Annotated in this window: 13 protein-coding genes and 1 pseudogene; 10 read left to right on the top strand and 4 right to left on the bottom strand. The window is 38.0% G+C overall.

Going from position 1 to position 15,202, the window contains the following annotated elements; translation table 11 throughout:
* Positions 1 to 119 precede the first annotated feature (119 nt).
* The 3 genes from BHE89_RS17830 to BHE89_RS17820 all read left to right on the top strand — a co-directional run bounded on the left by BHE89_RS17830 (position 120) and on the right by BHE89_RS17820 (position 3,466).
* Positions 120 to 794, top strand: a complete 675-nt coding sequence (locus BHE89_RS17830; protein ID WP_069368232.1) for a 7-cyano-7-deazaguanine/7-aminomethyl-7-deazaguanine transporter — start codon at positions 120 to 122, stop codon at positions 792 to 794.
* 364 nt (positions 795 to 1,158) lie between these two features.
* Complete coding sequence (locus tag BHE89_RS17825; RefSeq protein WP_069368231.1) at positions 1,159 to 2,262, top strand: glycerol dehydrogenase; 1,104 nt, start codon at positions 1,159 to 1,161, stop codon at positions 2,260 to 2,262.
* 58 nt (positions 2,263 to 2,320) lie between these two features.
* Positions 2,321 to 3,466, top strand: a complete 1,146-nt coding sequence (locus BHE89_RS17820; RefSeq protein ID WP_069368230.1) for a phosphoenolpyruvate-utilizing N-terminal domain-containing protein — start codon at positions 2,321 to 2,323, stop codon at positions 3,464 to 3,466.
* 181 nt (positions 3,467 to 3,647) lie between these two features.
* Here BHE89_RS17820 and glpC read toward each other — a convergent pair whose 3' ends face one another.
* The 3 genes from glpC to glpA are packed head-to-tail and all read right to left on the bottom strand — an operon-like array spanning position 3,648 to position 7,793.
* Positions 3,648 to 4,841, bottom strand: coding sequence for an anaerobic glycerol-3-phosphate dehydrogenase subunit GlpC (gene glpC, locus BHE89_RS17815; RefSeq protein ID WP_069368229.1), 1,194 nt, complete (start codon positions 4,839 to 4,841; stop codon positions 3,648 to 3,650).
* Complete coding sequence (gene glpB / locus BHE89_RS17810; protein WP_069368228.1) at positions 4,838 to 6,145, bottom strand: glycerol-3-phosphate dehydrogenase subunit GlpB; 1,308 nt, start codon at positions 6,143 to 6,145, stop codon at positions 4,838 to 4,840. Before glpB ends, glpC begins: the two co-directional genes overlap by 4 nt.
* A complete protein-coding gene (glpA, locus tag BHE89_RS17805) occupies positions 6,135 to 7,793 on the bottom strand; it encodes an anaerobic glycerol-3-phosphate dehydrogenase subunit A (protein ID WP_260663932.1) in 1,659 nt (552 codons plus the stop codon). Before glpA ends, glpB begins: the two co-directional genes overlap by 11 nt.
* Positions 7,794 to 8,172: 379 nt before the next feature.
* Between glpA and glpT the strand changes: the two genes are divergently transcribed.
* From glpT to BHE89_RS17770, 7 genes are all read left to right on the top strand, one after another.
* Positions 8,173 to 9,525: a glycerol-3-phosphate transporter gene (gene glpT, locus BHE89_RS17800; protein WP_069368227.1), complete on the top strand. Its 1,353-nt coding sequence runs from the start codon at positions 8,173 to 8,175 to the stop codon at positions 9,523 to 9,525.
* 135 nt (positions 9,526 to 9,660) lie between these two features.
* Entirely contained in the window at positions 9,661 to 10,740 is a 1,080-nt protein-coding gene (gene glpQ, locus BHE89_RS17795) for a glycerophosphodiester phosphodiesterase (RefSeq protein WP_069368226.1), read from the top strand.
* A 448-nt stretch (positions 10,741 to 11,188) separates the two neighbouring features.
* The gene (locus BHE89_RS17790) at positions 11,189 to 11,746 is read left to right on the top strand and encodes a LemA family protein (RefSeq protein ID WP_128860687.1); all 558 of its coding nucleotides are present in this window, start codon (positions 11,189 to 11,191) and stop codon (positions 11,744 to 11,746) included.
* Between the two features lie 21 nt (positions 11,747 to 11,767).
* Entirely contained in the window at positions 11,768 to 12,271 is a 504-nt protein-coding gene (locus tag BHE89_RS17785; protein WP_128860686.1) for a hypothetical protein, read from the top strand.
* Positions 12,272 to 12,336: 65 nt separating this feature from the next.
* Positions 12,337 to 12,849: a hypothetical protein gene (locus BHE89_RS17780; protein WP_128860685.1), complete on the top strand. Its 513-nt coding sequence runs from the start codon at positions 12,337 to 12,339 to the stop codon at positions 12,847 to 12,849.
* Positions 12,850 to 13,019: 170 nt separating this feature from the next.
* The gene (locus BHE89_RS26305; RefSeq protein ID WP_286146265.1) at positions 13,020 to 13,133 is read left to right on the top strand and encodes a hypothetical protein; all 114 of its coding nucleotides are present in this window, start codon (positions 13,020 to 13,022) and stop codon (positions 13,131 to 13,133) included.
* 421 nt (positions 13,134 to 13,554) lie between these two features.
* Positions 13,555 to 13,815 carry a hypothetical protein gene (locus BHE89_RS17770; RefSeq protein ID WP_128860684.1) on the top strand — a complete coding sequence of 87 codons (261 nt, stop codon included), beginning with the start codon at positions 13,555 to 13,557 and terminating at the stop codon, positions 13,813 to 13,815.
* Between the two features lie 42 nt (positions 13,816 to 13,857).
* Here BHE89_RS17770 and epmA read toward each other — a convergent pair.
* Positions 13,858 to 14,836 (bottom strand): annotated as a pseudogene (gene epmA / locus BHE89_RS17765) (elongation factor P--(R)-beta-lysine ligase).
* Positions 14,837 to 15,202: the final 366 nt, after the last annotated feature.

Here is a 15,202-nt window from a genome sequence, read left to right as displayed (position 1 = left end):
TTTTTCGCTAACCTTTGCTTTTGTTGCGCAACAGGCGTATTATGCGCATCCTCTCATCTAAGAGAGAAATCACTGTTTTATTGGGTTCCCTCACCCCAATCACTAAAAAGGTACAATTTATGTATACGTTTACTCCCCGCCAAAAAGCGGTGGCACTGTTATGGCTTTCTCTGTTCCATATCCTGATAATTACTTCTAGTAACTATCTTGTACAATTACCCATCTCCATTTTTGGTTTCCATACCACTTGGGGTGCCTTTACCTTTCCGTTTATTTTTCTGGCAACAGATTTAACGGTACGTATTTACGGTGCACCACTTGCCAGACGCATTATTACCGCCGTTATGCTACCTGCATTAACGATTTCTTACCTGATCTCAACGCTCTTTTTCCAAGGCAGTTGGCAGGGATTTGCCTCATTAGCTGACTTTAATATTATGGTGGCAAGAATTGCGACAGCTAGCTTTATGGCTTATGTGTTAGGTCAAATTATGGATGTGTCTGTTTTTAATCGTTTAAGACAACAACAGAAATGGTGGGTAGCACCAAGTGCAGCAATGTTCTTTGGTAATTTACTTGATACGCTTGCCTTCTTCTTTATTGCCTTTTATCGCAGTACAGATGAATTTATGGCGGCGAATTGGGTTGAAATTGCCTTAGTCGACTATGCATTCAAATTAACCATTTGTATGCTGTTTTTCTTGCCGGCTTATGGAATTTTATTGAATTTTATTTTGCGCTATTTTTTCGCACAAGAAAATCAAAAACAAGATTATGCTGAAATTCACTCATAATCTGTCTCTCCTCGCAAAAAAATAATGATATTAATGTCATAATTCAAATAATAAAGCTTCATAAGCCAATTTTATGAAGCTTTATTCCGACTGAGAAAATTTATTATTTTACGTAAATATTTCATATAGCAATTAATTAGCATGATTAGTTAAACAATTCACAAAATATGACTTAAATATCAGTATTAGGATATTTTTCACATGCTAATATAAAAAGCCTTAATTATTTACAATAAATTATTTTGTTCATCCATTAAACTGTTAATGTATTCTTGAAACATCTCCATATTGTTATATGTCAGTTGGATGACGAGTTTCACCATAAGGATTTTTTACTCTCTTTTGCGAATAGTAGGAGTCTATTATGTTAAAAGTTATTCAATCCCCCGCTAAATATATTCAAGGACCAGACGCGCTATATCACATTGGTAAGTACGCAAAGCCTTTTGGTGATAGAGCACTGATTATTGCTGACAAATTTGTTATGGATCTCGTCGGTAGTACCGTTAAAGATAGTATGTCTCAGTATGAAGTTAATGGACACTTTGAGCTTTTTAATGGTGAATGTACACACAACGAAATCAATCGACTATCTGAACTAGCAAAAGCACAAGCCTCTCTTGTGATCATCGGCGTTGGGGGCGGTAAAACACTTGATACAGCTAAAGCTGTTGCTTATAAATGCCAACTTCCTGTTGTTATCTCCCCAACCATTGCTTCTACTGACGCCCCCACAAGTGCTCTTTCTGTTATTTATACTGAATTAGTCGCATTCGATAGTTACCTTTTCTATCCAACAAATCCCGACGTGGTTGTAATGGATACGAATATCATCGCTTCTGCACCCGCGCGTTTATTGGTGGCAGGAATGGGAGATGCTTTAGCAACCTACTTTGAAGCAAGAGCCTGCAGTCATGCCCAAAAACAGACTATGGCTGGGGGGCGTTCAACGCTCGCGGCGCTTGCCCTTGCAGAACTTTGCTATAACACGTTATTAGAAGATGGATACAAAGCTAAACTCGCTGTCAGCCGAGGTGTTTGTACAAGTGCGGTAGAAAATATTATTGAAGCTAATACCTTTTTAAGTGGTATTGGATTTGAAAGTGCAGGTCTTGCCGCTGCTCATGCTATCCACAATGGGTTTACGGCATTAGAAGAGTGTCACAACATGTATCACGGTGAAAAAGTCGCTTTTGGTACATTAGTCCAGTTAGTGTTAGAAAATAGTCCATTAGAAGAGTTAGAAGAGTTCCTTGATTTCTGTGTTTTAGTCGGTCTACCCGTCACGTTAGAAGAGCTAGGTATTAATGCCACTGGCGATGAATTAAATGAAAAAATCATGGCGGTTGCTGAGTTAAGTTGTGCTGAAGGTGAGACAATTTACAACATGCCATTTGACGTCGATTCCGATAAAGTTTATGCCGCGATTTTAACTGCCGACCAATTAGGGCGGGAATGGCTTTATTAAAGCCTGAGTAAACAGGGAGTGTTTATCTCCCTGTTTGTATTTACAAAAAAGGTGCTTTATGGTCAGTATCGTATTAGTTTCAAAGAGTCTTACACTCGCCAATGGGATTAAAGAACTCGTTAATCAGACTGTAAATCACCAAGTAAAAATAGCCATTGCGACCAACTATCAAACCCCCTCTGATCTTTCTCATGAAGTGTTACCCGAAACGATACTTACAACAATTAAAAAATGTTATAGCAAACAAGGTGTACTCGTTTTACTCGATAGTTATCATTCCGCACAAAATGCAGCACTCGCTATCGCTAATCTTGAGCATAACGTTGCCACTAACGTCACATTAAGTTCGGCACCGATTGTAGAAGGCACCTTGGCTGCCGCCAATAGCATTGCATTAGGAGCTTCGCTTGAAGAAGCCGAAAAAGCAGCGCATAAAACCGTGATAATTAAAAAACGGCGATTAAGCGAAAATTTTTCTCATTTTAATATTCACCCTAAAAATACACATTACGAACCTGTCAGAGTGATCACCGCGCCTGTTTGGCTATATCCTTATCATCGTTTTGTGATCCCTCGTAAAAAGATATCCTCTCATTTATTACTTGAAGAGCAAAAACGTTTTGTGAAAGCGATCGAGCGCTCCAAAAAGGATATCGACTGGTTAACTGAAGCTGCAGAGCGCAAAATTGGAGAACAAAATGCCCATATTTTTTCTAGTCACCGTTTCTTATTAGAAAATGCCGAATTACAACTGACTGTCTGTAGCATGATAAGCAAACATCACTGTAATGCTGAATTTGCCTTACAGCAGACCTTCATTGATTTAATAGATACTTATGCGCAAATGGATGATGATAATATGCGTGCTCGTGAAAGTGATTTAGATGATATTTTATCTCGATTACTACGCTATTTAACTTCAGCGCCTACGCCTGTCACACACTCCCCATATACAAACGCAATTCTCGTCACAAAACAGCTTCATCCCTCTACATTAATGGCTCTTGATACCAACAAAATCAAAGGTATTTTATTAAGTCATGGGAATCCACTGTCTAATACAACCGTATTAGCTCATGCATTAGATATTCCAATTATTAACGAGGCGGGAAAACAAGCGCTTTCGCTGGTTGATGGGCAAAATATTACACTTAAAAAGATCCAAAATATTTGGCTTTATCAAAACACCTATATCTCTCATTAAAAATAAGAGTATTTACATAATCAGTGCGTCACAATATTAGGGATAGGTCATTTCCTTATTATCTTATATTTCACATCTTTTTTATTGAATATAAAAAAAGGGAATAAAAGATCCTCTTTTACTCCCTATCTGCTTGTTATCTTAGTAATCAATTACTTTTTTATTATCTTATAGGTAATACTTATAATGCTCTTGCCAATAAACTAATGGGGTGTTCACATTTTTTCGTCGTTGACATCTCAATTTGCCATTTACAGGTTTCACAGTCTGTGATCACCAAATCACAGCCACTCTCTTCAATTTGACGGAATAAACCTGCGCCAATACCTTGAGCAACATCGTAGTTTTCAGATTTAAAACCATAAGTTCCTGCAATACCACAACATTGAGAATCTAAAACAATGACCTCAACACCAGGGATACGTTTAATTAAATCAATAGAATATGCAGCCCATCCCATTTTTTCCATATGACAAGGTGTGTGATACACCACTTTTAGTGGAGTATGTTTCAGTGGTAATTCACGACCTTCTTCTAATAAGCGATAAATATAACGTGTCGCTAATTCAATATTTTCACGTACTTTTGATGTATCAATATCGAGAATATGTTCATATTCATCACGAATAGTGAAAGTACAGGTTGATGATGTGGCAACAACAGGAATATTGTTTTCAACAATTTTTTCTGTCAAAGATTCAAGGTTTACAGCGGCTTGTTTTTTAGCTTGTTTAACAAAACCATTCGCAATTAATGCAACACCACAGCATTTTTCGCGTTTCAATAACTGAACACCAATCTCCATTTTGTTGAATACTTTAACTAAATCTTTCCCTAATTGTGGGTGGTTATAATTCGCATAACAACCATGAAAGAAGGCAACTTGATCTTTAAAACGTGCCTGTTCTTCAACCTGTTTTTTCATCCATGTTCTAAATGTACCAAAAGAGTATTTTGGTAATTCACGTCGATGGTCGATTTTAAGTGCTTTATCCAAGATCTGACGAACAGGTTTTAATCCTGTAATAGTATTTACTATCGGCGCCATTGGCGTTGATAATGTTCCCATTAAATCAGTATGACTTAAAATAGCATCACGAAGTTTTGGTGTTTTTGTATTGTAGTTCAGTTTCGCACGCGAAATGATGTCACCAATCTTCACATCTGACGGACAAGCAACTTCACAACGCTTACAGTTAGTGCAATATTTCAATGCTTCATCATAGAGCATTGGATCTTTTAAACGTAAACGCTCACCATCAGGGCCCGCTTGTTTAGGACCAGGATAAAGAGGATTTACTTTTGCAACTGGGCAGTAAGTCGTACAAACCGTACACTTAATACACGCTTCAAAACTGTTATCATGTAAACTCATTGTGCTGCCTCCACAACCGCAGATGTGGTCTGTTCTGATTTATTGTGCTGTAAAATTTGTTGTGCAGCATAAAGTGCACTGATCATTGAAACACCTGCGCCACAACCTTCATTTAAGGGATCAAACCCACCTAATACAGCACCTATGGCGTAAACATTCTCTAAGACTTCGCCATATTTCATCGGTCTTAATTGGCTATCTGTATCGACACCAAATCGCATATAAGGCTGTTTTGCAAAGACATTGACTTGTGTCCACTCATTGCGTGGTAATGTCTCTAGCAAATCAAGTTCCATCAAAGGTTCATAAACACGATCAAACTCTGCAATTAATCCATTATTGAAGAAACTACCTGTTGCCAATACAACATGCTCACTACGAATAGGAATATCAGTGTGGTTTCGAGTATGAATACCTGTAACTTTATTACCAATTAAATCAACTTGTTCTGCACGATCGCCAGGCATAATTAAACCGCCAGCTTTTTGGAAACGCTGCTTTAACGCTTGATGTAAGCGAATACCTAATAGTGATGGCGGCAATGTTGGTAATAAACAGATAGGCTTGCCCACAAGCTCTTGAAGTAGCGTCACCGGCTCTTCGGCATCCAGTCCGATACACGCAGGTAAAATAACGGCTTCAACACTATCATCGATATGCTTTTTCAGCTCTTCCGCTAATGCTTTCGTATTTTCAGGCTTATCTAAATAGCGCGCAATATTGACAGCTCTAAATTCACTTGGGTTATCACGTAATCTGTCTAATAGCGGTAAGTGAATATGATAAGGAATAGACTCTACACCTTGCTCATTCAGCGTATTACTTGCAAATTGTGGCTGAAAATCCAAAAAGCCTTCAATGCCAACAACAGCCAGCTTTTTCCATGGCAATGCTTGATCAATACCATGAGTTGGTACACGTTTTGGACTCATCCAGCTCATACGTGAACGCCCAACAGGTGTAATACGATAATGGTTTTCATCACCATTACCTTGATATTCAAGACCTTTTGTACTGGATAATAATGCTTGGGCTTGTTCAATTAAGGCTGAAACCTGAATATCCCCCATTCGGCTATAAGGATGCTTAGGAGCAAGCTCCGCCAATGCTGTCAACGCTTTTTTAGGTTGAGTCACTAACGAACCATCAGGAAGATGAGTTAACAAATCTAACGAACCTGATGAAAAATGTAGTGCACTTTGACCATTACTGATAATTGCGCAAGACTTGCCGGCTTCAGCAAGACGAATACCTGCGGTTAAACCTGCTAGCCCGCTACCTATAATGATGACGTCAAATTTCATTATCTGCCTCCGCTGGAGCTGCGTTTTCTATCATATCAGCATCTAAACCACATAAACCTTGATAAACCCAACTGGTGAATTCACTTTCACGTAACGCATTACCCCAAGCGATGGGGCGAATACCTTTCCAGCGCTCATTTAAGAAATGAGCAAGCTGTTGTTCTGACTCGTGAGGCGTCGTGACTTGTAAACGATTTAATAAACCCGCTGCACGACAAGCGCAAAGCTCACCTTGGCATGTTCCCATCCCCACACGAGTACGGCGTCGTAAATCAAGTAAGTTATTGACGGTTAAAGAGTTAACAGCATAGCGAACTTCCCCAGCGGTAACGGCTTCACATTCACAAACTAAACTCTTATCGCTACGTTCATTGCTCAATAATTTATTCGCCAAATCACCGTGGCGATAAACCGCAGAACCACGAATTGGCGCAGGTAATGAAACAACGCTACGTAATGCTTGCTCTGCTGATTGGCGGGAGCCAGGTAAGGCTTCTTCTGCGGTTGTACATTTAGCAGAGACATTTAATTTTTCGCAGATTTTATCTGTTGCCCATTCAGCCATTAAACGGTAAGTCATTAATTTACCGCCAGTAATAGTAATAAAACCTTCTAATCCATCACGTTGTGCATGGTCGAGTAAAACAATCCCACGGCTAACATTACGACCAGAAGGATCATCATCACTTGCAACTAAAGGACGCACACCAGCATAGGCACGTAAAATTCGAGTTTGAGCCAGTTTTGGCGCTAACATTGAACCTTCACGGATAAGAATATCGACTTCTTCAGGGGTAACATACATATTGTCGATTTCATCATAAGGTACGCGAGTTGATGTTGTACCAATCAATGAAATAGTATCGCCAGGTACTAAAATATCAGCATCAGCTGGTTTACGACAGCGGTTGATCACCATATTGTTAATACGATGACCCAAAATCAACAACGCCCCTTTGGCTGGGAACATACGCACTTTTAACTCGCCATACTCAGCGATTTTTTGTCCCCAAATCCCCCCCGCATTTGCAACTATTTGTGCGCGAATTTCATACAAATTTTTCGTTTGATGGTCGTAAACTTTCACGCCTTTAACACGATCGCCTTCACGAATAAGCCCAACGACTTCATGATAAGTCAGTACTTGAGCGCCATGTTCACGGGCATCTAACATATTTGCAGCAGTTAAGCGGAAAGGATCGACAGTACCATCTGGTACTTTAACTGCGCCGATCAAATTCGGATTAACAGATGGCTCTAAGCGAATAGCTTCTTCGGGTGAAATCGCTTGAGCATCAATACCTGCAGCTTGGCAAGATTGAATAAAGGTCTGTTGAAACTCTAAAGAATCTTCAGGAAGAGTAATAAAAAGGCCATCCGTTTTTTCGACACAATGACGAGCGACCCGTTTTAAAATCATGTTTTCTTCAATACATTCACGCGCTGACTCTGGATCTGTTACTGCATAACGCGCACCACTGTGTAACAATCCATGATTTCGACCGGTTGCACCGGTTGCAATATCATGTCTTTCTAGCAGGACACAACGTAATCCACGGCGTGCACAGTCTCTTGCCATGCCTGCACCGGTTGCTCCCCCGCCAATAATAATGACATCAGTTTCTGTCACTGGTGAACCGCTCATCATAGAGATGCCCTCTCACATTACATTCAGCAAACGCTTAATTATTCTTTAGCGTTAATTATAGTGTATAAGATACACAAAAAATGTGGTTAATGTTTGATAATGAGCAAAAACGAAAGAGAAACGCTCACGAGTGAAAAATTAAAACCACATATGTGATACCAATCACAAATTATTTAACAAAAAGTATTTGATAAAGTTAACATATCACTCAAAATTGCACATCTTGAAAAATTATTCGACAACTGAGTAATACCTCACAGTAAATTTGATTGTATAAGTTTACTATTAAGTTCGTTAAAGAAAGTTTTTTGATAACTTCATTGTTCGTTTTGTCATTATTTAATATCAACATATTAAAATAAAGCCATCGGAGGCTAATATGTTAAGTCTGTTTAGACCTGCGCCACATAAAGCGCGTTTGCCAAAAGAGCAGATAGATCCTGTCTATCGTCGTCTGCGTTGGCAGATCTTTATGGGGATTTTCTTCGGTTACGCTGCTTATTATTTAGTAAGAAAAAACTTTGCGTTAGCAATGCCTTATCTTGTAGAAGAAGGGTTTTCTAAAGGTGACCTCGGTTTCGCTTTATCAGGGATCTCGATTGCTTATGGTTTCTCTAAGTTTATCATGGGCTCATTCTCTGACCGTGCTAACCCTCGTTATTTCTTACCAGCAGGTCTTATTTTAGCGTCCTTAGTGATGCTATTTATGGGCTTTGTGCCATGGGCAACTTCGAGCATTATGATAATGTTCGTTCTGTTGTTCCTTTGTGGTTGGTTCCAAGGCATGGGTTGGCCTCCTTGTGGACGTACCATGGTGCACTGGTGGTCACAGAAAGAACGTGGCGGTATCGTTTCTATCTGGAACTGTGCGCATAACGTCGGTGGTGGTTTACCTCCATTACTATTCTTATTAGGTATGGCATGGTTTAACGACTGGAAAGCAGCGTTATATATGCCAGCATTTGCAGCAATTTTAGTTGCAATGATTGCATTCGCATTAATGCGCGATACCCCGCAATCTTGTGGTCTTCCACCGATTGAAGAGTACAAAAACGACTACCCACCTGATTATAAAGAAACAGACGAGCAAGAACTGACTGCAAAAGAAATCTTTATGAAGTATGTGTTCCCTAACAAACTTCTGTGGATGATTGCAATCGCGAACGTGTTCGTTTACTTACTGCGCTACGGCGTGCTGGACTGGTCACCAACTTATCTGCGTGAAGTAAAAGACTTCGCGATGGATAAATCATCATGGGCTTACTTCTTATACGAATACGCGGGTATTCCAGGCACACTGTTATGTGGTTGGATGTCAGATAAAGTGTTTAAAGGTAACCGTGGTGCGACTGGCGTGTTCTTCATGACCTTGGTAACAATCGCAACTATCGTATTCTGGATGAACCCAGCGGGTAACCCGAATATTGATATGGCGTGTATGTTAATTATCGGTTTCTTAATCTACGGTCCTGTTATGTTGATTGGTCTGCATGCGCTTGAGCTTGCACCGAAAAAAGCAGCAGGTACAGCGGCAGGCTTTACGGGTCTATTCGGCTACTTAGGGGGCTCTGTTGCAGCAAGTGCTATCGTAGGTTACACAGTTGACTACTTCGGCTGGGATGGTGGCTTTATGGTCATGATCGGCGGTAGTGCGCTGTCTGTTGTATTATTACTTATCGTGATGGTTTCAGAAACCAAACACAAACGTGAAATGCTTCAGAAATATGAATAATCGCTAACTGATTATTTATGAAATTGATTAAATCTCATCTCTAAAAACGAAGCCACATCATTTCTTTTGATGTGGCTTTTTTATTGCCAACTGTACATAACTTTATTGTACGTAGAATTAAAATGGAGCAGCTTTATGAGTACATCTTTTAAAATAAAACCGTTAGTTGCAGGCGTTCTTTTAACTCTATCTTTAAGTGCAATCGCACAAGCGGCAAGTGATAAGGTCGTTATCGCTCACCGTGGTGCAAGTGGTTATTTGCCTGAACATACACTTCCTGCCAAAGCGTTAGCGTATGCCCAAGGTGCAGATTATCTTGAACAAGACTTAGTGATGACCAAAGACAACGAACTCGTTGTTTTACATGATCACTATCTTGATCGTGTAACAGATGTGGCTGAGCGTTATCCTAATAGAGCAAGAAAAGATGGTCGTTATTACGCTATCGACTTTACGCTTGAAGAAATTAAAGGGCTGAAATTTACTGAAGGCTTTGACATTGTTGACGGTAAAAAAGTCCAAAGTTATCCAAACCGTTTCCCTATGGGCAAATCGGATTTCCGTGTACATACTTTCCAAGAAGAAATTGAATTTATCCAAGGTCTAAACAAATCAACAGGCCAAGATATTGGTATTTACCCTGAAATTAAAGCACCTTGGTTCCATGAGCAAGAAGGTAAAGACATTACTACCAAAGTGCTAGAAGTACTTAAACAATATGGTTATACAAAAAAAACTGACAATGTTTATCTGCAATCCTTCGATGCTAACGACCTAAAACGCATCAAAACAGAATTGATGCCCAAAATGGGTATGGATCTAAAACTTGTTCAGTTAATAGCTTATACCGACTGGAATGAGACTTATGAGAAACAACCTGATGGTACATGGACAAACTACAGCTATGAGTGGATGTTTAAGCCAGGTGCAATGAAAGAAATTGCGACTTATGCTGATGCTATCGGCCCTGATTATCATATGTTAGTTGAGACAGATTCAACGCCAGAAAAAATCACCTTAACCGGTATGGCTGCCGATGCTCATGCGAATAAACTGGCCATTCATCCGTTTACTGTCCGTATTGATAAACTGCCTAAATACGCAAAAGATGGTGATCAGCTTTATGACATCATTTATAACCAAGCGGGTGCTGAAGGTGTCTTTACAGACTTCCCTGATTTAGGCGTTAAATTCTTACAAAAACAAGCTAAATAACTCATCGTTTTTTATTTACGCTTAAATAATTCAAGGTGCAGCTAGGCGACAAATGAATGAGATGCTAGGAGCATACAGAAGTATGTGACTAGTACGAATGAATGTAGTCAACAACGCTGCAACTTGCAGTCTAACAAGTAGATATTCTAGATAATTCAATGTGTAGCTATTAGAGTATAGCCAGTAGATACTCTAAATAATTCAAGATGCAGCTAGGCGACAAATGAATGAGATGCTAGGAGCATACAGAAGTATGTGACTAGTACGAATGAATGTAGTCAACAACGCTGCAACTTGAAGTATGACGAGTATCCTCGATAATTGCGCCCTTTCTGATTGTATATTCCTTCATCTTCCTCTAATTTACTCTAATAATTTAATTAAAAATTATAATTACTTTTTAATTTAGCTATCACTATTTATAAAATATTTAGAGGAAGGGATTACTATGGCAATAATAGCTATTATTTTACTTGTTAGTATTGTTATTTTTATCGGTTGGGGGATCTCAATTTACAACCTTCTTATTACGACTCGTAATCAAGTCAATAATCAGTTTGCGAATATTGATGTTATTTTGAAACAAAGAGCTGACCAAATTCCTCAATTAATGGCAGTCGTTCGAAAAGCCATGGAACACGAAAAAAGTGTATTTATTGCATTAAGTGACGCAAGACAACGCTATTTTAAAGCACAAAGTATTAATGAAAAAATCAGTGCAGCAAATGAGATGAATACAGCACTACGAGGCATGATTGCCCTTGCTGAAAATTATCCGACATTAATTTCAGGTGAACAATTAGCGCTACTTCAAACAGGTATTAGTGATGTAGAAAATAAAATAGCTCAACGTCGTGAAGGGTTTAATGATGCAACGACTAACTACAACACCGCAATAGAGATGTTTCCTGATAGCTTAATTGCAAGCCTTTTCCGCTTTGAACATATGCAATTACTAGAAATACCCAAAGAAGAAATGAAGTTTGAAGGAATTCATTTTAAATAACCGCATTAAGGATAAATTGCAGTGTTAATTTATTTTTCTATCGGCTGTGCTGTAGGTGCATTAATCTATTTTTTACGCAGTAAACGCGCTCAAAAAAAGAAGAACAACTTAGGTATTGTTCCCTTTTTAGGGATCGTTTTTGCTGCTGGAAATTACCTATTTTTTTCACGAGAAAATAACCTTTATCTTAGCGGTGAAGATTCTGTTGTTAATCTTATCTCTTGTATTGCATTTGCTGTCATTTTGCTCTTCTCCTATGGCATTTCAAATCATATTGGAAATATTGGTGAAAAAGCGATAAAAAATTATCAGCAATTACAAATGGAAGGTGAGTCTAAGTTTTCGGCATTGATAAACACGGTATTTATTAGCCTTTTATTATTGAGTTTAAGCTTCAGCTTGTTTATTGACCAAAGATTATTCTTTTTTAAGTTTCGTTTTAATGTTCGTTTACCAAAATCGTCAAAAAGAACACCTGAAAAAAACGTTTTTTACGTTTTTCAAAAAAATTCTAGCGACATCTAAAAATTCGCTCTTTAGCCATTGGGCTTGTTGAAATTGAAGGTAAGATAACTGCGGGCAAGAAATTAATGAGTCGCTTGGGTCAAAAAGAGTGTTATGGCTACATCTATTATGAATATGACATATCTACAAATAAAGAAGGTAAAAAAAGCTATCACCAAACACTCTGTGAAAAGAAGATTAATAATTTCACAATGGCAGATGATACGGGATCAATTCAAATTCTTGCCCTTGATAAACCTTTAGTTCATCTTGGTATCAATCCTCATCAAGATCTGGAATATAATAATAAACGTTTTAAGGAATATATCTTAGAAGCAGATACGACTTATTTATTGATAGGGAGTGCAGAATCTATCAATGATGAAGTTGTTATCACACACAGTGCTCCTCATTATCTATTAGGTTTATCACCACAAGATTATGTTGTGCGTTGGAACAAAGCGCGTCCTTTTCGTCGTAACGCAACCATCATCGTTATCATTGCCCTTTTTGTTATCTTTTCCATTCTAGTGATACCTATGGATTATCAAAACGGCATACTAACGCTTTATTTTAGTAACACTTCTCTTCCTCGGTAATTGATATATGGAATGGCTTATATTTATCATTTTTATTCTTATCTTGATGTATTCTTTAATACGTCAGTTAGTCATGATTTATAATAATATGGTGATATTAAAAAAATAATTGCTATAAAGCCTTCGCTAATATTGATGTTTTATTAAAAAAACAAGCCGATTTGATCCCCATGCTGATAGTGATTACACAAAAAGCAATGGTTCATGAGAAAGCCTTATTTGAAAAATTAGCTGAAAATAGAGAGCACTATTTACATGTAGATGCATTAGAACAAAAAAATTAATTTAGCTAATCAGTTATTTACCACAAATAAAAAAATCACTCATAATTGCTGAAAAATACCCTGATCTTATCAGTGGGAAAAATTTACATCTTATTACAATGCAAGCGAAAGAATTAGAAGAGTGTATTGCCGATAGACGTGAATTTTTTTAATCAATCCGTCACACTCTATAATACTGAAATACATATTTTTCCCAATATCTTGTTTAAACTGATTTTTAATTTTAAAGATATTCCTCTTTTCTATCCTAGTAGGGAGGCAGCTTTATGATAGAAATTCCCCTTTTCTTTTTTGGGTATAACGGATTGGTTTCTAAGCTTTGATGAACCTATCTCAATTATTATGTTTGCCACATTTGGCGTACTGTTCTCTATGGCCATTATTTTGCCATTAATCAGTATCACCCCTTTAAAAAAAATATATGCCGCAAATTACAGGAGGATTATTTAGCTCGATATTTGTTAGCTTAATGGTCTTAATTAGTTTTCATTTAATGCTGGGTGTTAATTCTACATTAAAGCTACTTTTAATTTGGTGGGTTATTTTATTTTCGTGTATTACGTTCTGGTTTCTTAATTATCGCTATATGAAAGAGGCAACAGGAAACAAGTTTGCAAAGTTTCAAGAAAAAGCGCTTGAAGCAGAAGAAAAACGAAGACAAAACCGAAAATCTAAAAAATAAAAGAGAGCCAAGGCTCTCTTTTTAATACTATCGATATCGCACTTATGCCCTGTAAACAGGAAATGCAATAACATCACTAAGGCGTTCAACACCCAACGCTAGCATAATAAGGCGATCAACCCCTAAAGCCACACCTGAACACGCAGGTAACCCTGCTTCAAGAGCGGCTAAAAAGCGCTCATCAATAGGTTGCTCTGGTAATCCCATTGCCACACGTTGACGATTATCACGTTCAAAGCGATGGCGTTGTTCTTGCGCATCCGTTAATTCACGAAATCCGTTCGCTAACTCAACACCTTTAAAATAGACTTCAAAACGCTCTGCTACACGATGATCTTCAGAGCTGATTTCAGCTAATGAGGCTTGTGATGCAGGGAAATGGTAGATAAAGGTTGGCTTTTCTAAACCGATATGAGGTTCAACCCCAGAAACAAATAGCAACTGAAGTAACGTATCTTTATCTTCTTCAGTATCGGCAATATTTGATAGATCCAGTTTTGCGGCCACTTCACGCAACTTCTCTTTATCTACTGATAAAGGGTCGATATCAAGATAACGCAAGAATGCTTGTTGATAAGAGAGTGACTCTGAAGCCTCACAATCTAACACTTCTTGCAATAAATCATCGACTTCATTCATCAACCGGTACATATCAAAACAAGGGCGATACCATTCTAGCATCGTAAATTCCGGATTATGATATCTACCGGCTTCCTCATTACGGAAGCAACGTCCCATTTGATAAATCGGCCCACTGTTTGCAGCTAATAAACGCTTCATGTGGTATTCAGGGCTTGTCATCAAATAAAGTTTTAGCCCTTGAGAAGCACCAGGCCCCACAAATTGAGTTTCAAATGGGTAAAGATGAACATCGGTAACGGTAGCCTGACTCATCATCGGTGTTTCAACCTCTAACACACCACGATCAGTGAAAAAACGCCTAATATTACTGACTATTTTCGCCTTTTTTTAGTAAGTTGGCGATTGAGGCGCTTGGCTGCCAATCCGCGATTTCACTCATGAACGAAAAACTCCAACAGAAAACAAAGCGTGCAGTTTACTCGCATCCTCTTCAACAGACAAATTTCTCCTAATAAAGAGGGGGTTCATTTTATATTTTTCACTGATTTTTGTTTTTTTTTTAAGTAAAAACACATAAGATAAATAAATGTAACTCTACAAAATATCTACTTTTTGGCATCTTTTACCGTTTAAATAAACAGCAGTTTAGGGTAAAAAACTCAGTGATTTTTTATTATTTGATAATAAGCGTTAATTAGAATAATTCTTTTTCTCAATTACGAATAACAATAAACTAACACTATGCTTATATTTAAATAGCTAAACTCATCTAAACTTCAAAGTTAACTTTCTATTTAAATTTACG

Origin of the sequence: Shigella sp. FC1967 (genome assembly GCF_001743005.1) — a bacterium.
Lineage (GTDB): Bacteria > Pseudomonadota > Gammaproteobacteria > Enterobacterales > Enterobacteriaceae > Proteus.
Note: the sequence above shows the minus strand (reverse complement) of the source record. Positions and strands in the feature narration are given on the sequence as shown.